The following is a 21,586-nucleotide window of genomic DNA, read 5'->3' as shown; positions in this document are numbered from 1 at the left end:
CGTGCTCAGCCGTGGGGGTGGATGGTCACGCCCTGCACCACACGGTTGACCGTGCCGTCGGGGAAGGGATTGTCCGGGGTCATGCCGAGCGCGGCCGAACGCTGCAGCGCATAGCACTGCGGCACCAGCAGCCACAGCGGGGCCAGCCACGGATCCGGCAAGGCGGGTGCGGCGAGGACGAAGTCGCCGTCGGCGCGGTCCGCATCCTCCGGCCCGATCGACAGCACCCGCCCGGCGATGCCGTCGCGGCGCAGTTCGTTCAACAGGTCCTGCTCGTAACGGCGGGCCAGCGGCTGCGCGCTGCGCAGCATCACCACCAGGGTCTCGCCGTTGAGGGTGGACTTGGGCCCATGGCGGAACCCCAGCGGCGTATTGGCCAGCGCCAGCACGCGGCCGGCGGTGAGTTCGAGCACCTTCAGCGCGGCCTCGCGGGCAACCGCTTCGAGTGGACCGCTGCCGAGATAGATGACACGCGAATACGGCGCCTGGGCGAGGGTGGCCACCGCGCCATCCCAGGCATCCAGCGCACGCTCGCCCTGGCGGGCCAACGTGCGAAGACGCTCCAGGCGCGTTGCCCACGGGGCGCTGTCGAACGCACTCAGCGCGGCCAACAGCATGCAGCTCAGGCTGCTGGTCATGGCGAAGGCGCGATCACAGCTGGCCGGCGGCATCAGCAGCGACAACGTATCGCTGCGGCCGTGGCCACGCGTGGCGAGTTCGCCTTCGGCATTGCAGGTGATATCGACGAAGCGCGCGTGCTCCACCTGGTCGCGGACCAGATCCACCGCAGCCACGCTCTCCGGGCTGGAGCCGCTGCGCCCGAACGACACCAGCAGGGTCGGGCGGTCGCGGCGCAGGTACAGCGCCGGATGGGTCAGCAGGCTGGTGGTATGCACGGCGCGCACCTCGGCAGGCCACTGCGTATTGATCTGGTCGGCCACCATCTCGGCAATGAAGCCCGAGCTGCCGGCGCCGGTGAAGATCACCAACTGGCTGGGATCGCGCAGGGCCTCCCCGAGGAAGCCATCGATGCGTACCTGCGCAGCCTCCAGCAGGCTGGCCAGCGCGGCCCACACGCGGGGCTGCTGGGCGATTTCTTCGGCGGTATAGGCGCCACCGAGGCGCTGCCACGTGGGCAAATCAGGGAGCAGAGAAGCGTCCATTCGCAATTCCTGTTGGGCGACCGCACCTTCTTCGTTTTCTTTCGAAATGTCAAATATCGAAAGATAAAGAAAAGGTCGGTGGGTCACAGTTTTCGCTGTTCGATCGGTGTCTGAACGCCATGGGTGGCCGTGGATGCCGCGCTGCACCAAGGTTTCAGGCGGCAACAAACGCGTATTCAGGTGGCGTTTGGAAAGTGTCGCGCCGCCACATCTTTCGTTTGTGTTTAAATATCCTTCCTTTTTCTTTGCAATTTGTTGACATCTTTCGAGACCCTGCCCTAGAGTCGGCCGCACTGGTTTCAGTTTCCCGCTGACCGCGGGCTTGGGGGCAAGGTGGACTTCCGGTTTCGACGCACTGGTCTGACGATCGCACTGCTTACTGCAGTAGCTCTGGCTGCCACTGCCAACGCTGAGCCGGTGGGCAACCTGCGTGCGATCAGCGCCGCCCCCGCCAACGACGGCACCGCCGGCTGGACACTCAGCACGGATACCGGCGCCACCCTGCGCGTGGAGTTGCTGCGCGATGACGTGCTGCGTGTGCGCGCCGGCCGCAACGGCACGCTCACCGATGCCAGCGACAAGGCTGCCCCGATCGTACTGCCGCAGCCGGCCGCGAAGGTCGCCTTCGAGGTGGAGGAAGATGGCAACGAGGTGCGTATCCGTACCGACGCCCTGGTGCTGCGCATCCAGCGCCAGCCACTGCGCCTGTCGCTGGATCGCCGCGACGGCGAACGCGATGTCGCGTTGTGGCACGAACTGCAGCCGCTGGACCTGGACAAGGACCAGAGCATGCAGGTGCTCTCCAGCGAAGGCGATGAGCACTTCTACGGCGGCGGCCAGCAGAACGGTCGCTTCGAGTTCAAGGGCCGCGAACTGGAGGTCTCGTATTCCGGTGGCTGGGAAGAAGGCGATCGCCCCAACCCGGCGCCGATGCTGCTGAGCTCGCGGGGCTGGGGCATGCTGCGCAACACGTGGAGCGACGGCACCTATGATCTGCGCCAGGCCGACCAGGCCACGCTGCTGCACCGCGAAGACCGCTTCGATGCGTACTACTTCGTCGGGCCCAGCCTGCACACGCTGCTGGACCGCTATACCACGCTGACCGGCCGCGCCGGCCTGCTGCCGCGCTGGGCGTTCTCCTATGGCGACGCCGACTGCTACAACGATGGCGACAACATCAAGAAGCCCGGCAGCGTGCCCGAGGGCTGGAGCGACGGCCCGACCGGCACCACGCCGGATGTGGTGGACAGCGTGGCCCGGCAGTACCGCGACCACGACATGCCCGGCGGCTGGATCCTGCCCAACGATGGCTACGGCTGCGGCTACAAGAAGCTGCCCGAGACCGTGCAGGGCCTGGCCAAGTACGGCTTCAAGACCGGCCTGTGGACCGAGAACGGCGTCGACAAGATCGCCTGGGAAGTCGGTACTGCGGGCAGCCGCGTGCAGAAGCTGGACGTGGCCTGGACCGGCAAGGGCTATCAGTTCGCGATGGATGCCAACCAGTCCGCGTTCAACGGCATCCTGAACAATTCCGACTCGCGCCCGTTCCTGTGGACGGTGATGGGCTGGGGCGGCATCCAGCGCTACGCGGTGGCCTGGACCGGCGACCAGAGCAGCAGCTGGGATTACATCCGCTGGCACATTCCGACCCTGATCGGCTCGGGCCTGTCCGGCATGGCCTACGCCAGTGGCGACGTGGACGCGATCTTCGGCGGCAGCGCTGAGACGTTCACCCGCGACCTGCAGTGGAAGAGCTTCACCCCTGTGCTGATGGGCATGTCCGGCTGGTCCGGCAATGCGCGCAAGCACCCGTGGTGGTTCGATGAGCCCTACCGCAGCGTCAACCGCGACTACCTCAAGCTGAAGATGCGCATGACCCCGTACATGTACGGGCTGGCGCACGATGCGGCGACCAGCGGCGCGCCGCTGCTGCGCGCGCTGATGTGGGACTACCCGCAGGATCCGCAGGCCTATACCGAGGCGCACAAGTACCAGTTCCTGCTCGGCCGCGAGCTGCTGATCGCCCCGGTGTACCGCAGCCAGGCTGCGAGCCGAGGCTGGCGCCGCGACATCCACCTGCCGCAGGGCCGCTGGATCGACTACTGGGACGGCCGCCAGCTGCTCGCCGGCGCCGAGGGGCGCTCGCTGGACCGCCCGGTCGACCTGGCCACGATCCCGGTGTTCGTGCGCGCCGGCGCGATCATCCCGATGTACCCGGCGATGCTCTACGACGGTGAGAAGCCGCTCGATGAAGTGACCTTCGATCTGTACCCGCAGGGCACCTCGCAGTACACGCTGTACGAAGATGATGGCGCCACCCGCCGCTATGAGAAGGGCGAATCGAGCACGCAGGCGATCACGGTGCAGGCCCCGGCACAGGGGACTGGCCCGGTGCAGGTGCGCATCGAGGCGGTGCAGGGCCAGTACGCCGGCCAGCTGCCGCAGCGCCGTTATGCACTGCGCGTGCTCAGCCGCCAGCGCCCGGCGGCGGTGACGCTGGACGGCCGCGCGCTGCCGATGCTGGCCGATGCGGCGGCGTGGCAGGCCGCAGGCGAGGGCTGGTACTTCGATGCGGCCGAGCGCCGCGGCACCCTGCACGTACGCACTGCGCCGACCGACATCCGCCAGCCGCTCGCACTGCAGTTGGAGCTGCCGATCGCTGCCGCACCGGCCGACGATGCATTCCCGGCCGCGCCCGAGCTGGGCCGCGCGCTGCCCTCCGACAGCCTGCTGGTGGTCAACCGCCCGGCCGAGGAGCAGGGCTACGAGATGGAGAAGGCCTTCGACGATGATCCGGCCACGTGGTTCCGCACCGTGCGCAACCAGGCGGTCAAGACCGGTGCGCACGAGTGGGTGCTGGGCTTCGGCGAACGCAAGCTGATCGACGGCATCGAACTGGCGCCACGCAACGACCAGCATTGGAAGAGCGGGCAGATCCGCGATTACGAAATCTACATGGCCGACAGCAATGGCGAGTGGGGTGAGCCGATCAAGCGTGGCCGCCTGACCCTGCAGCAAGGCATGCAGCAGATCGATTTCCCCGCCCATGCCGGCCGCCTGCTGCGCTTCCGCGTGCTCAGCACGCAGAACCCGGAAGGCGACGGTGCCAGCGCTGCCGACCCGATGGTGACCGCGGCGCAGGGCAGCGTGGCGCGTGCAGTGGATGCGCTGCAGCCGCGCGATGTCGGCCCGATCGTGCTGTCCACCTTCCACGTGCTGGAGCATCCGCAGCCGGAGGGTCCCGCGCAGCAGCTGTATCTCTCCGCGCTGCCCATGCCGGCCCCGTTGAAGGCCAGCGTGGCTGCCGACCGCGCCCTCGGTGGGCAGGCGGAGATGCGCATGAACGGGCTGCATTTCCGCCGCGGCCTGGGCGTCAACGCCAGCAGCCGGATCGATCTGCAGCTGGGCGGCGGCTGGCGCCTGCTGCGCGCCGACCTCGGGATCGATGATCAGTGCCGCACCGCCGGCGGCATGCAGTTCCAGGTGTGGGGTGACGGTCGGCTGCTGTACGACAGCGGGCTGGTCACCGCACCCGGCGTGGTCAAACCGGAGCTGGACGTGCGCGGCCTGCAGCGGCTGAGTCTGCGCACGCTCGGGGCGCAGGGCGATCACCCCGCGCAGGTCTGTGGCAACTGGGCCAATGCCGCCCTGATCGGACAGGAGGGCGATACCGCCAGCATCGTGTCGCCGTAACCGAACCGCCTGTCGAAACACCGCTCTCTCCCGTTTCCCGTCTGCGGCCGTCTGGCCGCGGCACGGGGGACGTTTGCCCGAAAACACCCATCCACCGCCAGCCCCACGCTGCGGATCGAACAAGGAGCCAAAGATGTTGACCGAACGCCATCGCCATCGCCGCATCACCGCCACCCCCTTGTCCATCGCACTCGGCCTGGCCGTCGCGGTGGTCGGCAGTGCCAGCGCCCAGGACGCATCACCCGATACGAAAGCCACCGAGCTGTCGCGCATCGAGGTGACCGGCTCCAACATCCGCCGCAGTGATGTGGAAACCGCCTCGCCGGTGCAGGTGATCAGCAAGCAGGACATCGAGAACATGGGCGCGCGCACCCTGCTGCAGGTGCTCGACAACCTGCCCGCCGCGCGGCCGGGCCAGCAGGACTCGCGCTCGCTGTTCACCGGTTCGGATGGTGCCTCGCAGGCCAACCTGCGTGGCCTCGGCGCACAGGGCACGCTGGTGCTGCTCAATGGCCGCCGTCTGTCCTACTACGGCGCGCCGGCCGGCTTCCAGACCCAGTTCGTCAACATCGATGCGATCCCCGCCGCAGCTATCGAACGCATGGAAGTCCTGACCGACGGCGCCTCGGCCGTGTACGGCACCGATGCGGTGGCCGGCGTGATCAACGTGATCACCAAACGCTCCTACCAGGGCGCGGAGATCAATCTCACCACGGACAAATCCTCGCGGATCAGCTCCTACGGCGAGCACCAGGGCAGCATCACCGCCGGCTTCGGCGATCTGGATGAAGACCGCTACAACGTCTACGCCTCGGTCAATCTGTACCGGCGCGATGCGATCCCGCTGAGCGACTTCTACGACAAGCGGCCCGACCAGTACTACGTCAACAACCCCAACTACCTGCCCAACCTGCGCCTGGGCACCGGCAGCAAGCCGGGCGAGTTCAACCCGGGCAGCTACTTCGCCTTCGATCCGGTCACCGGCCGCCGTGTGCAGGAGGCCGCGCCGGGCTGCAACAACGTGCTCACCAGCGAAGCGGCCGGCCCCCGCTGTATCTGGGAAACGTGGATGAACAACGAGATCGACGCCGGCGCCAAATCCGAGCGCAACACGGCGTACGTCAACGCGCACTTCCTGATCGGCGACAGCACCGAAGCCTTCGCCGAGGCCACCTACACCGACATCGACCTGACCGCCAACGGCGGTACGCCGCGCGCCTACGGCACCACCACCGGCAACCCGACCAGCTGGTTCTCGCGCAACACCGGCACCACGGTCAACCAGTTCCTGTATCCCTACCTGGGCCCGAACAACGAATACAACAACGCCTCGCCCGAACTGAAGGCACTGATGGGCGGCGTGGTCGGCCTGCAGTACCTGCTGCAGGACGTGGGTGCCAACCACTTCGGCCAGCGCAACACCGACCAGAGCTACCGCGTGGTGGCCGGGCTGCGCGGTGACATCGGCGACTGGAACTGGGAAACCGCGTTTGCCACGGCCGGCAGCCACTCGGTCACCTACCAGACCACCAACGTCAACCTGGCCGGCTTCGAGAAGGCCTTCGGCCCGTACTCGGTCGATCCGGGCACCGGCCGTGTGATCATTTCCGATCACCCGGCGTACAAGTTCGGTGAGATCAGCGAAGCCAACGCCGCCCTGATCCGTGAAGCATTCCCGACCTTCGACATCCAGTCCTGGACGCGCCTGCATACGCTGGACGGCAAGATCGAAGGCCCGCTGTTCCAGATGCCGGCCGGTGAAGTGCGTGCGGCCTTCGGCTTCAACGCCAGCCGCGAAACCTTCTACACCCCGGGCAACCCGGATGCGGCCAACGGCCTGATCACCCAGCAGGGCGGCTCGTGGTTCGACGGCAAGCGCAATACCTATGCGCTGTTCGCCGAGACGGTGGCGCCGCTCACCGAGAAGCTGGAGCTGGACGCCGCGCTGCGCGTGGACAAGTACCCGGACTTCAGCGCCAACCTGGCCCCGAAGATCGGCCTGAAGTACCAGATGTTCGATCAGCTGATGCTGCGCGGCACCTACTCCACCGGCTTCCGCGCCCCCAGCCTGGCCGAGTCCGGCAACGGTGGCGTGTTCGCCCAGTTGGGGGGCTACCGTGATGAAGTGCGCTGCAACGAGACCAACGCCATCGCCAACCTCCTGCTGCGGTCGCAGCGCGGCGGGGACGTCGACCTCGGCAACTCCCTGCTCAATACTGATTGCAGCCGCACGGTGGCGCGCATGACCCAGCCCAACCCGGACCTGAAGCCGGAGAAGGCCAAGATCACCACGCTCGGTTTCGTCTACGAGCCGACCCAATGGTTGTCGGTGTCGGCCGATTACTGGTTCATCTACCGCAGCAATGAAATCGTCGCCCCGGATTTCACCCGCGACGAAGACATCATTTCCTCCACGCGTTCGCCGATCACCGAAAGCGACCGCGCCAACCTGGCCGCCCTGGCGGCGATGTGCGCCGACCCGGCCAGCGGCGTGGCCTGTCCCGGCACGCTGCCCGGCTACAGCGTGGGCAACGTGGCCAGCGTGGTGGGCCAGTACAAGAACCGTGGCAAGACCTTGATCGACGGCTTCGACATCGATGCGCGCAGCCGATTCTCGCTGGGCGAGTGGGGCAACCTCAATATCGGTGTGGCCGCCACCATCGCCAACCGCAACCGCTCCTACCTGGATGATGAAAGCGGCTGGTACTACGGCGACCTGGTCGGCTATTACAACAACCCGCGGCTGCGCGCCACGTTGAACGCGGACTGGAGCTACAAACAGGTCACCACCAGTGTCTTCGTCAACTACGTGGGTGGCACCAAGTGGGCGCTGCAGCAGATCGACGAGGAGGACAACAACCCGCAGACCTGCACCGCCGGCTACCTGCCGGTGGAGCAGAGCAAGTGCGATGGCGCCCCGTCGTGGTGGACCGCCAACCTGAGCGTGGCCTGGCGCCCGGATGCGCATTGGAACGTCGGCTTCACCATCAAGAACCTGTTCGACCGCCTGCCGTTCTATGACCCGAACAGCTTCCTCGGCGATTCCAGCGATTACGCCACCATCTTCGGTCGCGGCTACAGTCTCACCGTCGGCTATAAGTTCTGATGCTTCCCCCGCGCCGGTCCCGGCCGGCGCGATCTTCACACGAGGTACTGTCCATGAAACGCAGAGAATTCATCGCCGCCAGCGCGGCTGTCGCCGCCACCAGCCTGCTGCCCAACACGCCCGCCTGGGCACGCGCGCGCAAGGTGCGGCTGGGCCTGATCGGCACCGGCATGCGCGGCCAGGTATTGCTGAAGGAACTGGTCCGCCGCGATGACGTGGAGGTGGTCGCGCTGTGCGACATCGAGCCGATCATGCTCAAGCGCGGCATGGACATGGTGGCCAAGGCCGGCAAGCCGGCGCCCAAGGCGTACGGCCAGGACGGCGACGTCAACGCCTGGAAGCGGCTGATCGAGCAGCGCGGCCTGGACGGCGTGATCATCGCCACGCCCTGGGAATACCATGCACCGATGGCGATCGCGGCGATGCAGGCCAAGGTCGCGGTGGGCTGCGAAGTGGTCGCCGGCATCACCCTGCAGGACCACTGGGACGTGCTCAAGACCCAGCTGTCCACCGGCACGCCGTACATGCTGCTGGAGAACGTCTGCTATCGCCGCGATGTGATGGCGGCGCTGCAGATGGTGCGCCAGGGCTTGTTCGGGGAACTGGTGCACCTGCAGGGCGGTTACCAGCACGACCTGCGCGGGGTGAAGTTCAATTCCGGCGATCCCAGCCAGCCGTATGACAGCGGCGTGGAGTTCGGTGCCAAGGGCTGGTCCGAAGCACGCTGGCGCACCGAGCATTCGGTGAAGCGCAACGGTGAGCTGTACCCCAGCCACGGCATCGGCCCGTGTGCGATGTACACCGGCATCAACCGTGGCAACCGTTTCACCCACATCAACGCGTTTGCCAGCAAGGCGCGTGGCCTGCACGAGTACACCGTGGCCAAGAGCGGTGGCACGACCCACCCGAGCACCAAGGTGGCCTTCAAGCTCGGCGACATCGTCACCACCACCCTGGCCTGCGAAAACGGCGAAACCATCCTGCTGCAGCACGACACCTCGCTGCCGCGCCCGTACTCGATGGGCTTCCGCGTGCAGGGCACCAAGGGCCTGTGGATGGATGTGAACCAGTCCATCCACATCGAAGGCCGCAGCCCGCCGCACAAGTGGGAACCGTTCCAGGCCTACCAGGACCAGTACGAGCACCCGCTGTGGAAGCAGCATGCCGCTACCGCTGCCAGCGCCGGCCACGGTGGCATGGACTGGTTCGTCATCCATGCCTTCGTGGAAGCCCTCAAGGCCAAGGCACCGATGCCGATCGACATCTACGACGCGATCACCTGGAGCGCGATCACGCCGCTGTCCGAGCAGTCCATCGCCAACAGCTTCCAGACGCTGGAATTCCCGGATTTCACCGCCGGGCTGTGGAAACAGCGCAAGCCGATCTTCGCGTTTGATGGGACGTACTGAGGAAGGTTGACGTCCCAGGGCCGGTACCGATGTGTACCGGCCCGCCCGTGCGCGCATTGTCCGGGTAAGCCCAGGCGATGGCGCAGCCACCGCCGTGCACGATCAGCACAGGCAGGGTGATAAACGAAGGGAAGATGGCAAGGATGGTGCCCCGGAGGGATCCTAACAAAGGCCTAAAAGTGTTGCCGCAGAAGGCTTTTGGCGGTTGGTCGCAATGCAGCTACCGCCAAAGCTACCGTCACCAGATTGGGCAGTCCACCTGCGACATGACGCTCAGTCAGCAGTCAATGAGGGCGCGGGTGGCGGTAGTGGCCAAGCCATTCCGTTGTCCGGCAAGGGCAGGCTCTGCTAGTTTTAGCCACGCTCTTTTGGGATAGGGTCTGATGAAATCTGCGAAATCTATTGGAGCGGCTTTAAGCATGTTCGCTGCGCTCGCAGCTGCCGACCCCCTTTGCGCTGCTGAACTCGATTTTCCCAGCAGCGGTCGTGTCTACAACACGGAAGAAAGCGGGTGGTTGAATTTTGAATGCTCCCCACCACGCGATAGCTTGATGACTTGCACATTTCTTCAAACAGGAATTCGGCAGCAGACAAAGCCCGAGGAAGCGCGCCGAAGACTTGCCAAGGAAGCAGCTGAGTTGGAAGCGTCCTTGGCCAAGGATTACAGGACGAGCCCAGCCGGAATTTATGACACCAAACAGTGGAAAGAGCTGTGTGCGATGGCTACAGACATCTCCAATGCGCTGCAGGGCAAGCCTGCCGCTCGCATAGAGGCGGAAAAATTGCAGCCGCTGGAGAAGATCGGGGCCAATGAAAGGCAGGACATGCTTCAGTGGTCCAACCTCATTGCATCGTCGTGTGCTTCCCGTTCGCTTGACGGAATGAAGAGCGCCATTGCTCTGTCATTGGACCAAGAGCAGCGCACTTGCCTAATCAGGTCCTATCAATTCAGTCAGACTTTCAAGCCCCAGCTTTCGAACGGCGCTCTTCAAGCATGGATCGTGGCTGACACTGAGCCAGCCGGCGATTGTGGGTTGATCAACGTCTCGCGGCTTGTACCTGGTAAGGAGCCTTGGCAGTGGCGCTATTACGCGAGGAAGGTGGTCACCAACCCATCCTCCAACGTGCTTCTTATTAGCTGCGCAGATCTTGACGAGAAGGAATATATCTATGACTGGATGCCGCAGCCGGTCAACCTTCAATGCGACTACATAAAGCCGGAGTAGCCGCGACGTCGACGCTACCTGGACCTTCCAGGCATGCTCTTCAACCAGACGGCTTCAGAAGCGCAGCTATAAACGAGCAAATGGCGCTCAGCGCCCACGCCAACAGGCCGCCGGTTGCAGCCAGCATTCCCAAGGCAACGATCGAAACGAGCGCAATAGTCATGGCGTCAATCTAGCAGCCTGTGGCGCTCTGTGCGGCACGGCGGCGCTACGGCTTGGCGGAGGTCGGCCCAGTGCGTGACGTCCCACAGCGGGCTGCAGCCGCGCCGCAGGGCGCAAGCTGGGGACGGGCGTTGGTGAACGGTTCCGGGCACGCATGCCCCGGCGCGCGCAGTTGTCTCCCCGCCACGCCTGCGGGCTTTGTAGGCTGCTTTTTCCGCACCACCTGCACTCGGCCACGGGCAGGCCAGGCAACGCATTGAGGGTGATCAGGATGGGAGCGGTCTACCCGCGAAACCCTGCACCAAAGGGAATAACACTGCGTGTTGGAAAGGGGGCGCGGTTGGGTGGGAAGAGTATGGCTGAAGCAGCGAGTAAAGCAGGTGTCCGATAGGTCCATCAAGAAACTCCCAACCTATAGAGTGTTTCAGAAACGCTATTTAATGATGATTGGTAACCGATTACTGGTAACAAGTCATCGTTGCGCCGATACTGGCCGCTCGCGGGAGAATCCCTTGTGGTACAACGCCTTGCACTCATTGCTCACTCTGCAGGGCTGTATTGTTTTTCCTGATATTCCGAAGGCACCGGTAACAGCGTTAACAGTGATAACGGCGGCAATGTTATCTATATAAATCAGTGCCTTAGTAGTATTCAAGGGGCAGCCGGCCGATGGTAACAGGTGGTACAGTGGTAACGCCTGCGCGCCTGTAGAACTGCTCTCTTTGACATCTGATCGCCCGTTCCACATCACACTCCACCCCGCCATTGGAAGCTCTATCAACAACGTGGGCTTGGCTGGCTAAGCGCTCAGGAATTTCTTCTCTGAGGAGCTATGCAGCAATCGTCGTAGGCCAGGACGCCCCAGCGCAGTTTGCCTGCTGGGTGGCCCTATGCGGCTGGCTGATCAGCATGCCGACTTCACACTAGGAATAAGCATCTCCTACCGACCGAGAGCGGACTTCTCGCATGCGCATTTCTACGACAGCGCATCATGGCAACGAAAAACGGGCAGTGTGCATAACCTACGCTGCGGGGGCATGGCTGGTCAGGGCTTCGGCCTGACTTTCAGCGCGCACTGTTCGAACACGGCAGTCGGTACCAAGTCTTTGACCCGGCGCTCAAGATCGTCGCGTACGGTGGACGGCATCGCCGCCCCAGTTGTAACCACCAACCCGTCAAACGCATCTTCTGCCAGCGGCACATCGATATAGCGTACTTCGGTACTGTAGTCGGCAAAGCCTGTGGCCGCGCCGGCTTCGATACTATCCAGCAGGGCGGCGATGTAACTGCTCGCATCCGTACCGTAATCCATCGCAGGCCCTTTCACCGCGCTGATGACAAACCGGTGCTCAGCCTGATCCGCCCATGCAATGCCCTTGACTCGCGCCACGTACGTCGCATCACCTTGGAGGTTCAGGCCTTCATCGGTCAGCTTCACCCGGCGCCTGACCTCCCCGATCGGATCGGCGGCGTACAGGACATCAGAACCGAACGTCGTCTCCATTTTCGTACCCAACGGCACGATCACGTAGCCGTTCCCGAATAGTGTCCTCTGCGCATATGGAGCGTAGACGTCCCGTATGCGCAATCCCATAATCCGGGGAGAGCCATCCTCTTTGATCAGGCCTGTTGCGCGGGACACGTCCACGCTCAGCGTCGACCAAGGAAATCGAATCGCCGGCAAAGAGATCCGCACGCCGCGATCAGCGTCCGCATACCGTGCCCACATGCCTGCCTCGCCATGGGTGCCGCGCGACCATGAGCTGACGAAGAACTTGCGCTGGTCAAGCAAAGCCATGTGAAATGGAACTTCAGAGGCGTCATCCAGCAGATCAGCGCGAGTGAAGCGCAAGGACCGATTGGCCAAGATTAGCGGAAGAGTCGTGGCAGTGGTGTAGTGGTGGAGGGTCATGGAGGGTAATCTCTACGGGACTAGGTTAAGAGGCGGAAGGAAAAGCTTTCGGCTCAACCATGACACGGTCTGCATCACTTTTGTAAGGAGGCGTCAATTGAAAGGGACCAACTGGTTCGTCCGCGGACTTATAATCGCGCTGTGCATATTCCTAGCGGCTGGGATTGGCTACAGATTTATCTATCTACAACCCGCCGGCGACTTGGGTCTCGGCGTGCTTTTAGTTCTGGCCCTGCTTGTCGTTCTAGTTCTTAGCGAGAGCTTCAATGCCTTCTCAATAGGGTCGCTACTTTCACTTTCTCGCGAAGTCGACAAGAAGAAGGCTGAAGTCTCGGATCTGAAGACTGAGAACCGTGAGTTGCGCTCGCAGGTAATTTCTATTGCCACGACTGTCTCACAAAGGCAAACAAGCACCAACATAGTTGGTTTACCTCAAGATCTTGCTCGGATGTTCACGGTTAGAGCAGCCGAGGAGACGGAGGTCCAAGAAAAGCAAGATGCGGAACAGGCCGCGCCGGAAGAGCCCGCTCCGCGAGCGGCCGTCCCAAGACTTGATCGACGAAAGCTCGAACAGAGAGCAATAGAGAGATTTCTCAAAGCTAATGACTTGGAGCAATTTCCTGTGGTTCGAGAAGCGAAGCTAATGGCTCAGATTGAGGTGCTGGATCCTGTTAGCACTTCATCTCCAATTTTCGATGCCTACCTAAACTCCCTAGATTCGGAGATTTTCGTTGAGATTCGAGTCGTGTCACAGTACAGCGTGATCTTCTTCAAAGAGCGTCTGTATGTGATGCTCACCAAGCTAAGTCACTACAAAGCCTTAAAGAAGTCTAACGTCTTCATGGCGCTAGTGCTAGTAACCATGCCTGGCGAGGAAGCGCGACCGAGTCAGATTTCTCGCCTATTCTCGGAATTCCAACCTGCAATTGCCGGAGGTCTACTTCGGATTGTGGAGTTTGGTTTCTCCCAAGAAGATGTCGCCGACCTTTACGAGAATGGAACCTAGCAATTCATACAAGGGGATTCCATTGCGCGGCGCAGTTTAACTCGGGTGTTAGCCTCCAACCAGGGATTCGCATGGTATGCGCCAGAGCGCACCGAATGACCGGAGTCGCAACCGTCCGCGGATGATCCTGACTTCAACTCCATCAATAGATTCAATCGCGTTCTCTCAGCACACGATGAGCACGGCCTCGCTCTCCCACTGGCTGCATTCGCTGAGGACACGCTGGGCAGCCTGCTGCTGACTTACCTTAGAGCATGCCGCCGTGTCAGGGTCTGAGGAAGATCAGCATGCAAAGCGGGTCCGGTAGTGGCGTTGACGGCCCAGCCGACGATGCGAAGGCCCAGCACCATCACCCGCGCAGTGCGCGGATGATGCCGTAAGTTCCCCCGTCAAGCAGACATTTCTAAAGTAGAGCTTCTGGCGTGAGCGGTACGGTACTCGACGGGGCTCATGCCGCTGAGCGAGTCATGTGGACGAATCTCGTTGTAATCGATCATCCACCAATGCGCTGCCTCGCGTACGTCCTCAAGGCGTGCGAAGAGGTGCTGGTCCAGCACCTCCTCACGGAACGTGCGGTTGAAGCGTTCGATGAAGGCGTTCTGGTTGGGCTTGCCAGGTTGGATGTATCGCAGCGCGCCGCCGCTGAGTTTGGCCCACTGGGTAAATGCTTCGCCCAGGGACTCAGGGCCATTGTCCGACCGTAGAACCTGCGGTAATCCGTGATCACGTTTGAGCTGCTCGAACACGCGCACCAAGCGACCAGAGTTGAGTGATGTATCCACCTCAATATGCAGCACCTCGCGGTTGAAGTCGTCGACCACATTGAACGTTCGGAATCGTTTGCCACAGGCCAACGCGTCACTCATGAAGTCCATGGACCAGACGGTATCTGGATGCCTGGGAACATACAGGGGCACCCGCTCGCGCTTTGGCAGACGGCGCTTGGCCGCTCTTCTCATGTTGAGCTTCATCGCTTTGTATACCCGATAGATCCGCTTCGGATTCCAGTCCGGTCGCTTCTTGCGTAGTTGATCGCTGCACTTCCAGAAACCTCGACTGGGCCGCTCCTCAACCAGCCTGGCCAATGCCGAGATCAACTCCGCATCGCGCACGGTCCAGTCCAGTGGCGGCGCATACCAGGCCGCACGAGACAAACCCACGTAACCACAGGACCGGCTCAGGGGGCGCGCGTGCACCTCGGTGGGGAAACGCACTGCCTCATGCCGGCCTGGCAACATAAATCCTTCACCGCAAGCCCGGCATCGCCCTGCTTGAGGATCGTGATGATCTGCGTCTCGGTGAATTTTGATGTGCGCATGCAACCTCCTGGCTGGTTAAAGATGCCAGAAAGTTCTACTTATCGGGTGTCTGGCTGCCGGGGGAGCTTACGCCGGCATTTCAGCGGGGACGCTAACAGACACAAAAAAGGCCGACATCCTTGATTTGAAAGGAAAATTCGGCCTTCATAGGACGGTGTAAGACGTTCAGATGGTGCGCCCGGAGGGATTCGAACCCCCGACCAATGGCTTCGGAAGCCACTACTCTATCCGGCTGAGCTACGAGCGCGTTGTGTCCTGCGTCCCGCCGGGCCGCCTGATGGGGCCACGGACCGCCAAAGCGGCGCGGGAGGAGCATTCTATCCGTAAACGCCGCGCAGGTCTGCCCCCTGCACCGATGCGCCCGGCGGCGGCGCGCCCGGCCAGCCCAGGCGGTATCCTTTACCGATGGCTTACGAACGTTTTGAAGCGCCCGAGGCGGCGCCCCCGTCGCGCTGGCGGCACTACTGGAAGTTGATGCGCGCCGACCGCCCGATCGGCACCCTGCTGCTGCTCTGGCCCACCTGGTGGGCGCTGTGGCTGGCCTCCGGCGGGCTGCCGCCGCTGTGGACGCTGTTCGTGTTCACCGCCGGCGTCTGGCTGACCCGCTCGGCCGGCTGCGTGATCAACGATTACGCCGACCGCTGGCTGGACCCGCACGTCAAGCGCACCAAGGACCGCCCGTTGGCCAGTGGGGCCGTGTCCGGCCGTGAGGCGCTGGCGCTGTTCGCAGGGCTGATGATCGTCGCCTTCGCTCTGGTGCTGACCCTGAACTGGCTCACCATCGGCATGAGCTTCATCGGCGTGTTCCTGGCCGCCAGCTACCCCTACCTCAAGCGCTACACCCACCTGCCGCAGGTCTATCTCGGCATGGCCTTCGGCTGGGGCATCCCGATGGCCTTCGCCGCGGTGCAGGGCGAGGTGCCGGTGATCGGCTGGCTGCTGTACGGCGCCAACATCCTGTGGTCCACCGCGTATGACACCTGGTACGCCATGGTCGACCGCGATGACGACCTGAAGATGGGCTCGCATTCCACCGCGATCCTGTTCGGGGATCTGGACCTGGTCATCCAGGGGATTCTCTACGCACTGTTCCTGGGCACGATGGCGCTGGTCGGCCTGCGCGCCGGGCTGGGCGTCTATTACGGCCTCGGCGTCGGCGTTGCCGCCGGGCTGATCGCCTACGAGTTCTGGATTGCCCGCAAGCGCGAGCGCGACCCCTGCTTCAAGGCCTTCCTGCACAACAACTGGGTCGGCGCCGCGCTGTTCGCCGGCATCGCGGTGTCGTTGGGGGTGCGCTGAGGTGGCCACCCGACCAACGATCGGGTGCTACTCGTAACGCGCGCAGTGGTAGTGCCGGCCGTTGGCCGGCTCCCGATCACCTCGCAGAGCCGGGCAGCGCCCGGCACTACGACCATTAGGCGACTGACAGCGCCGTTCCCAACGCCCAGAATCGCTCCCAATGAATGATCGGGGAGGGCGGGGCAATGAGCACATCGACAGTGGTGCAGGACGGCTGGATGGCGCGCGCGGCACTGCGCTCGGCCGCCTGGGCGGAAAAATGGTTCCCCGATGCCTATGTGTTCGCGGTGCTCGGCGTGGTCATCGTCGCGGCCGCCGCGATGGGCTTCGGCGCGACCCCGCAGGCCACCGCCACGGCATTCGGTGAAGGCTTCTGGAGCCTGATCCCCTTCACCATGCAGATGGCCTTCGTGGTCATCGGTGGCTATGCGGTCGCCACCGCACCGATCGTGGCGCGCTTCATCGAGCTGCTGGCCCGTGTGCCCAAGACCGGCCGTGGCGCGGTGGTCTATGTCGGCCTGATCAGCATGCTCGCCTCGCTGCTCAGCTGGGGCTTCTCGCTGGTGTTCGGCGGGCTGCTGGTCCGCGCGCTGGCGCGTCGCGAAGCACTCAACATGGACTACCGCGCCGCCGGTGCCTCGGCCTACCTTGGCCTCGGCGCGGTCTGGGCGATGGGCCTGAGCTCCTCGGCCGCCCAGCTGCAGGCCAACCCGGCCAGCATGCCGCCCGGACTGGTCGAGATCACCGGCGTGCTGCCCTTCACCGAGACCATCTTCCTGTGGCAGTCGATCGCGCTGACATCCGCGCTGATCCTGGTGTCGCTGCTGATTGCCTGGCTGACCGCACCCGGCGCCGCCACCGCGCGCACCGCCAAGGACTTCGAAGGCGCTGCCCGCGCCGAGGCCGAGCCGCTGCAGCCGCGCACCCGCCCCGGCGAGTGGCTGGAGTACAGCCCGCTGCTGACCGTGCTGCTCTCGCTGCTCGCGTTCGGCTGGCTGTTCGGCGAGTTCGCGAGCAAGCCGGTGGTCACCGCCATCGCCAACCTCAACACCTACAACTTCCTGCTCATCTCGCTCGGCCTGCTGCTGCACTGGCGCCCGCGCAGCTTCCTCAACGCCGTGGCCAAGGCCGTACCGAGCACCACCGGCGTGCTGATCCAGTTCCCGCTGTATGGCGGCATCGCGATGATCCTCACCCACGCCACCGGCAGTGGCGATGAGACCCTCGCGCATCGCCTGTCCACCCTGTTCGTGCATATCGCTACCACCGACACCTTCGCGCTGGTGATGGGCGTGTACTCGGCGGTGCTCGGCTTCTTCGTGCCGTCCGGTGGTGGCAAGTGGATCATCGAAGCGCCCTACGTGATGCAGGCGGCCAACGAACTCAAGGCCCACCTGGGCTGGGCGGTGCAGGTCTACAACGCCGCCGAGGCGCTGCCGAACCTGATCAACCCGTTCTGGATGCTGCCGCTGCTGGGCGTGCTCGGGCTGAAGGCGCGTGACATCGTCGGCTTCACCTTCATCCAGCTGCTGGTGCACATCCCGCTGGTGCTTGGCCTGCTGTGGCTGCTCGGCATGACGCTGACCTACGTGCCGCCGGTGATGCCGTGATCGTCATCTGCGCGTCATCTCCACCCGCAGGATCGGGGATGCCCTGTTCAGTCACGCTCCGGGGCGTTTGGGGGATGGTGGCATAAGGGAATTCGAACCGTTCATATGCGGGCCAACGCTTACTGCGACATGGGGTTTGTACCTGCAGAAAACGTTGGCGTGGAGACGTTGACGAATTCGTATACAAACCCCCACACGTCGTTAACCTCGCGCTGCAGAGGATGGCCCCGACCGCGACATTCCGTTTGCGGCGACCGGAGAATCGAAATGGCTCAGCAGAACCAGCAGAACCCGAATCAGCGCGGTGAGCAGCAGGAACGTGGTCGCGGCCAGCAGCAGCAACAGCAGCAGGAACAGCAGCAGCGCAACCAGAACCAGCAGCAGGGCGCCCAGCAGGACGAGGAAGAGTGAGCCCAGCCGGCTGTTATGGGAACTGAAGCCCCGCTCCGGCGGGGCTTCGTTCGTCTGCGGCCTGCTCAGGCCGAGCGCAGGTGCCAACCCAGTGCTGCGTCTTCCACAGTCGCGCCAGGCACCACGTCATGCAGCACCACGCGGAGGCCACGCGCATTCGGCAGCACTTTCTGCTCGGGGAACCAGCGGCGCGTCGCATCGACCACGATCAACAGACCTTCGTCATCGCCGAGGGGTGCGAAGTGCGGCGTGGGCTGTGACAGCGGCTCCAGCCCGAACGCCGCTTGGGCCTTTGCCTGCACCTCAGCCACGTCTTCAGCGGGCAGGCCGACCTCGCTGATGCAGGTCATCTCGCTGCCATGGAACGCGCCCTGGCGTTCGCCGGCAGGCAGGCGCCGCCGCGCGATCAACTCCAGGATCAGCCCGTCCGGCCCCGTGAAATAGATCGACTCCGAATCCCAGCGGCCATCGAAGGTGAAGTGGTCATGGCCCTTCAGATCGCGCTGCAGGGTGGCGCGTGCTTTCAGCCAGTCGGTGGCCGCTTCGAATCGATTGGCTGGGACGTTGAAGGCCAGGTGCACACCGCCGACCGGATTCGATCCTGCGGGTTGCAGCTGCAGGGTGCTCCAGCCGATGCGCACGGCCGAGCCCTCGACCGGCAACTGAAGTTCATCGCGGAAGTACGCCACGGTGGCGGCGACATCGGACACGGGAAGATCGATCTGGTGGATACGCATGATGGTGGGAGTCTCGCGTAAATACATCGACATTCTGCCGCAGCTGCGTGTGCTGCGGCGATGAACGCGATGAAACATGCACCCGCTGCGAGGGCCCATCACCGGGCATTGCCGATGCGTTTGCTACAACCCGCTGTAGAAGCCGGCACACACCACCGGCGCATCACACACCGCTATCAGAGGAGTACTCCCGCGATGGGCATGCTGGTCGATGGAACATGGCAGGAAGGCACCGCGGGTGCCGCTGACAAGGACGGTCATTTCAAGCGCGAGGAATCCACCTTCCGCGATTGGTTGAGCGCTGACGGCAGCGCTGGCCCGAATGGCGAGCCTGGTGTCAAAGCCGCGCCTGGGGAGTTTCGCCTGTATGTGAGTCTCGCCTGCCCGTGGGCACACCGCGCGCTGATCGTGCGCGCGCTGAAGGGCTTGGAAGATCTGGTGCCGGTGTCGGTGGTCAACTGGCACATGGGTGATCAGGGCTGGACCTTTGAGCCCGGCCCGCAGGTAACGCCGGAGCCCGAACGCGGTGCACGCTATCTGCATGAACTGTATGCCGCCGCCAAACCTGGGATGACCGGCAAGGTGACCGTGCCGGTGCTGTGGGATCGGGAGCGTGGGACGATCGTCAGCAATGAATCGGCGGACATCATTCGCATGTTCAACACTGCCTATGACGGGTTGGGTGCGAAGGCCGGCGATTTCTATCCGATTGCGCTGCGCACCGAGATCGATCAGGTCAACGAGCGTGTGTACGCGACCGTCAACAACGGTGTGTACAAGGCGGGCTTTGCGTCAACGCAGAAGGCCTATGAGGAGGCTGTTGGCCCGTTGTTCGATTCACTCAGCTGGTTGGACGAGCGCCTTCAGCAACGCGAGTGGCTGGTGGGCGATGCCATGACCGAAGCTGATATCCGTCTGTTCACCACCTTGATCCGCTTCGATTCGGTCTACTACGTGCACTTCAAGTGCAACATGCGGCGCATTGCAGACTTCGCTGGTCTGCATGCGTTCGTGGCGCGGATGATGGCGATTCGCGAGGTGGCGAATACGGTGAATTTCGAGCACATCAAGCACCACTATTACGGGAGTCATCGGCATCTCAATCCGTCGGGGATCGTGCCGGTGGGGCCGGAATGGGGTTACTGAGGCCACCGCTCGGTGGCCGTGTCCAACCCTGCCAGGGGGACCGGCTTGCCCGTAAGTTCTTTCAAATGCACTCAACAGCTTCAGCTCTAAAGTGGATGAGCGGTTGTCCTATCGCTACTTGGTGGCAGTTCAGGTGGCTGCACTCGTGAGCTGACCAGCCAGAAGGTCCGCACTATCTCCGTACGGTGGACTTGGAGTTTACTTGGCACCCAGCAGACAGGATCTAGTATCTGTCCCATGTTGCCCACACCGTTGGCCGAACACGGACTGCTGCGTTTACGGTGGGTGGAGTACTGGTAGAACATGCCATTGGCGAAACGGAAGCCGGTGTCCCGTGCCGGGTCGTCGTTCTTCTTCCCCGTGCAGCTCTGAATGCGATCCGGTGTTCTTTGGATCAACCTGCCGCCGTCCTTCGTGGTGTCGAACCAGAGTTCAGTGCAACTGGACGTATCGATGGCTTGGGCAGCCTGGGAAATACAGAGCGCGGCGACCAGTACCGACAGTGGTACACCGGATCGAACGCCCGAAGCAGGTGGTGATTTGGGAGGGTGCAGGATCACGCTCGATCATGGGTTGGGTCAGCAAGAACAGCATTCTTGCGTGCAGGGCGTGCCGTCTCAATGCAATTTGTACGAAATACAACTCGCTGGCGGCATCAGGCGATGATCCAGCGGGGTTGAAGGCTCATGAATAAGCCATTGGCATCTCAATCCGTCAGGGATCGTGCCGGTGGGGTCGGAGCGGGCTTACTGACGCAGCTGCCAATCCGTTATCGAGCCGGTTTCAGGATCACCACGGGAATGGACGTCAGCAACTGCTCAAACTGCTGGCGTTGCTCCGTGTCCATCTCCCGGAAAGGAATGGGCATCGCGCCGCCCTCCAGCAGTTCGATGAGGTAGGCGGCCTGTAGCCGCTGGACGCGCTTGACCTGGTCCCAGGTTCGCGAGGCAGTAATGCCCTTGCTTGTCCGCGAGATGCCTGCCGCACTGAGGACGAACAGGCAGCGACCAACGCGGAGCATCTTCCAGGCAAAGATCGGCGGGACCACAATGGCCAGGACGACCTTCTGCATGATCGGCCAGTTCCACGGGTTGGCAGGATGGGTCTGCGCGTTCCCGGTCGCCATGTCCATCGCGATGACGTCATGCAGCAGCTGCCGGTATTCGGCGAGCTGGTATGACACGTCAATCTCGATGCGCGAGTGCGGGTGCTCCATACGGACTCCAGTCCACCTTGGTCGTTGAATCATAGCGGCCTGTGCATGGTCGCCTGTGGCTATCGCAAGGTGCCCGTACATGGCGCCAATATTGATTCATGCAATCGGTGGGGCGTCGATGAGTGCCTTAGTCGCTGTCGGCATTGCGTCAGTCCGGAAGCATTCACTTCC

At 63.3% G+C, this 21,586-nt stretch carries 14 protein-coding genes, 1 tRNA gene and 1 pseudogene; 9 read left to right on the top strand and 7 right to left on the bottom strand.

The window, feature by feature from the left end; genetic code table 11:
• Positions 1 to 5: 5 nt before the first annotated feature.
• Positions 6 to 1,163, bottom strand: coding sequence for an SIS domain-containing protein (locus tag BCL79_RS10785; protein ID WP_121040725.1), 1,158 nt, complete (start codon positions 1,161 to 1,163; stop codon positions 6 to 8).
• Positions 1,164 to 1,496: 333 nt separating this feature from the next.
• Here BCL79_RS10785 and BCL79_RS10780 point away from each other — a divergent pair, with 333 nt between their 5' ends.
• The 4 genes from BCL79_RS10780 to BCL79_RS10765 all read left to right on the top strand — a co-directional run bounded on the left by BCL79_RS10780 (position 1,497) and on the right by BCL79_RS10765 (position 10,597).
• Positions 1,497 to 4,856 carry a TIM-barrel domain-containing protein gene (locus BCL79_RS10780; RefSeq protein ID WP_121040723.1) on the top strand — a complete coding sequence of 1,120 codons (3,360 nt, stop codon included), beginning with the start codon at positions 1,497 to 1,499 and terminating at the stop codon, positions 4,854 to 4,856.
• A gap of 133 nt (positions 4,857 to 4,989) precedes the next feature.
• On the top strand, positions 4,990 to 7,962 hold the full coding sequence (locus BCL79_RS10775; RefSeq protein ID WP_121040720.1) for a TonB-dependent receptor plug domain-containing protein: 2,973 nt from the start codon (positions 4,990 to 4,992) through the stop codon (positions 7,960 to 7,962).
• A 53-nt stretch (positions 7,963 to 8,015) separates the two neighbouring features.
• Entirely contained in the window at positions 8,016 to 9,371 is a 1,356-nt protein-coding gene (locus tag BCL79_RS10770; RefSeq protein ID WP_121040718.1) for a Gfo/Idh/MocA family protein, read from the top strand.
• A gap of 383 nt (positions 9,372 to 9,754) precedes the next feature.
• On the top strand, positions 9,755 to 10,597 hold the full coding sequence (locus BCL79_RS10765) for a hypothetical protein (RefSeq protein ID WP_183073724.1): 843 nt from the start codon (positions 9,755 to 9,757) through the stop codon (positions 10,595 to 10,597).
• 40 nt (positions 10,598 to 10,637) lie between these two features.
• Here BCL79_RS10765 and BCL79_RS20495 read toward each other — a convergent pair whose 3' ends face one another.
• Both BCL79_RS20495 and BCL79_RS10760 read right to left on the bottom strand, forming a co-directional pair.
• Positions 10,638 to 10,760, bottom strand: a complete 123-nt coding sequence (locus BCL79_RS20495) for a hypothetical protein (protein ID WP_259462141.1) — start codon at positions 10,758 to 10,760, stop codon at positions 10,638 to 10,640.
• 1,044 nt (positions 10,761 to 11,804) lie between these two features.
• Positions 11,805 to 12,671, bottom strand: coding sequence for a hypothetical protein (locus BCL79_RS10760; protein ID WP_121040714.1), 867 nt, complete (start codon positions 12,669 to 12,671; stop codon positions 11,805 to 11,807).
• Between the two features lie 97 nt (positions 12,672 to 12,768).
• Here BCL79_RS10760 and BCL79_RS10755 point away from each other — a divergent pair, with 97 nt between their 5' ends.
• Positions 12,769 to 13,677, top strand: coding sequence for a hypothetical protein (locus BCL79_RS10755; protein WP_121040712.1), 909 nt, complete (start codon positions 12,769 to 12,771; stop codon positions 13,675 to 13,677).
• A 389-nt stretch (positions 13,678 to 14,066) separates the two neighbouring features.
• On the opposite strand, the pseudogene BCL79_RS10750 reads toward BCL79_RS10755, so the two are convergent.
• Positions 14,067 to 14,995: pseudogene (locus tag BCL79_RS10750) on the bottom strand (IS3 family transposase).
• Between the two features lie 171 nt (positions 14,996 to 15,166).
• Positions 15,167 to 15,243 (bottom strand) — tRNA-Arg (locus BCL79_RS10745).
• A gap of 158 nt (positions 15,244 to 15,401) precedes the next feature.
• Here BCL79_RS10745 and ubiA point away from each other — a divergent pair.
• The 3 genes from ubiA (at position 15,402) to BCL79_RS20320 (ending at position 18,316) form a co-directional block, all read left to right on the top strand.
• A complete protein-coding gene (gene ubiA, locus BCL79_RS10740; protein WP_121040710.1) occupies positions 15,402 to 16,295 on the top strand; it encodes a 4-hydroxybenzoate octaprenyltransferase in 894 nt (297 codons plus the stop codon).
• A gap of 218 nt (positions 16,296 to 16,513) precedes the next feature.
• Positions 16,514 to 17,905, top strand: coding sequence for a short-chain fatty acid transporter (locus tag BCL79_RS10735; RefSeq protein ID WP_121041322.1), 1,392 nt, complete (start codon positions 16,514 to 16,516; stop codon positions 17,903 to 17,905).
• Between the two features lie 267 nt (positions 17,906 to 18,172).
• Complete coding sequence (locus BCL79_RS20320; RefSeq protein ID WP_183073722.1) at positions 18,173 to 18,316, top strand: hypothetical protein; 144 nt, start codon at positions 18,173 to 18,175, stop codon at positions 18,314 to 18,316.
• Between the two features lie 65 nt (positions 18,317 to 18,381).
• On the opposite strand, the gene BCL79_RS10730 is transcribed toward BCL79_RS20320, so the two are convergent.
• Entirely contained in the window at positions 18,382 to 19,053 is a 672-nt protein-coding gene (locus BCL79_RS10730) for a VOC family protein (RefSeq protein ID WP_121040708.1), read from the bottom strand.
• A gap of 195 nt (positions 19,054 to 19,248) precedes the next feature.
• On the opposite strand from BCL79_RS10730, the gene BCL79_RS10725 reads away from it, so the two are divergent.
• Positions 19,249 to 20,199, top strand: a complete 951-nt coding sequence (locus tag BCL79_RS10725) for a glutathione S-transferase family protein (protein ID WP_121040706.1) — start codon at positions 19,249 to 19,251, stop codon at positions 20,197 to 20,199.
• A gap of 769 nt (positions 20,200 to 20,968) precedes the next feature.
• Here the strand turns inward: BCL79_RS10725 and BCL79_RS10720 are convergent.
• Positions 20,969 to 21,415 (bottom strand): YcxB family protein, encoded by a 447-nt coding sequence (locus BCL79_RS10720; RefSeq protein WP_121040704.1) that lies wholly within the window; start codon positions 21,413 to 21,415, stop codon positions 20,969 to 20,971.
• Positions 21,416 to 21,586 lie beyond the last annotated feature (171 nt).

It is taken from the genome of Stenotrophomonas rhizophila (assembly GCF_003651185.1).
In the GTDB taxonomy this organism is placed as follows: Bacteria; Pseudomonadota; Gammaproteobacteria; order Xanthomonadales; family Xanthomonadaceae; genus Stenotrophomonas; species Stenotrophomonas maltophilia_Z.
This window is presented reverse-complemented; position numbering and strand designations above follow the sequence as displayed.

What these genes read in the sequence shown, in the direction of transcription:
- BCL79_RS10775 (WP_121040720.1), top strand. Translation starts at nt 4,990, where the DNA reads ATGTTGACCGAACGCCATCGCCATCGCCGCATCACCGCCACCCCCTTG.
- BCL79_RS20320 (WP_183073722.1), top strand. Translation starts at nt 18,173, where the DNA reads ATGGCTCAGCAGAACCAGCAGAACCCGAATCAGCGCGGTGAGCAGCAG.
- ubiA (WP_121040710.1), top strand. Translation starts at nt 15,402, where the DNA reads ATGGCTTACGAACGTTTTGAAGCGCCCGAGGCGGCGCCCCCGTCGCGC.
- BCL79_RS10730 (WP_121040708.1), bottom strand. Translation starts at nt 19,053, where the DNA reads ATGCGTATCCACCAGATCGATCTTCCCGTGTCCGATGTCGCCGCCACC.
- BCL79_RS10765 (WP_183073724.1), top strand. Translation starts at nt 9,755, where the DNA reads ATGAAATCTGCGAAATCTATTGGAGCGGCTTTAAGCATGTTCGCTGCG.
- BCL79_RS10725 (WP_121040706.1), top strand. Translation starts at nt 19,249, where the DNA reads ATGGGCATGCTGGTCGATGGAACATGGCAGGAAGGCACCGCGGGTGCC.
- BCL79_RS10720 (WP_121040704.1), bottom strand. Translation starts at nt 21,415, where the DNA reads ATGGAGCACCCGCACTCGCGCATCGAGATTGACGTGTCATACCAGCTC.
- BCL79_RS10785 (WP_121040725.1), bottom strand. Translation starts at nt 1,163, where the DNA reads ATGGACGCTTCTCTGCTCCCTGATTTGCCCACGTGGCAGCGCCTCGGT.
- BCL79_RS10735 (WP_121041322.1), top strand. Translation starts at nt 16,514, where the DNA reads ATGGCGCGCGCGGCACTGCGCTCGGCCGCCTGGGCGGAAAAATGGTTC.
- BCL79_RS10760 (WP_121040714.1), bottom strand. Translation starts at nt 12,671, where the DNA reads ATGACCCTCCACCACTACACCACTGCCACGACTCTTCCGCTAATCTTG.
- BCL79_RS10770 (WP_121040718.1), top strand. Translation starts at nt 8,016, where the DNA reads ATGAAACGCAGAGAATTCATCGCCGCCAGCGCGGCTGTCGCCGCCACC.
- BCL79_RS20495 (WP_259462141.1), bottom strand. Translation starts at nt 10,760, where the DNA reads ATGACTATTGCGCTCGTTTCGATCGTTGCCTTGGGAATGCTGGCTGCA.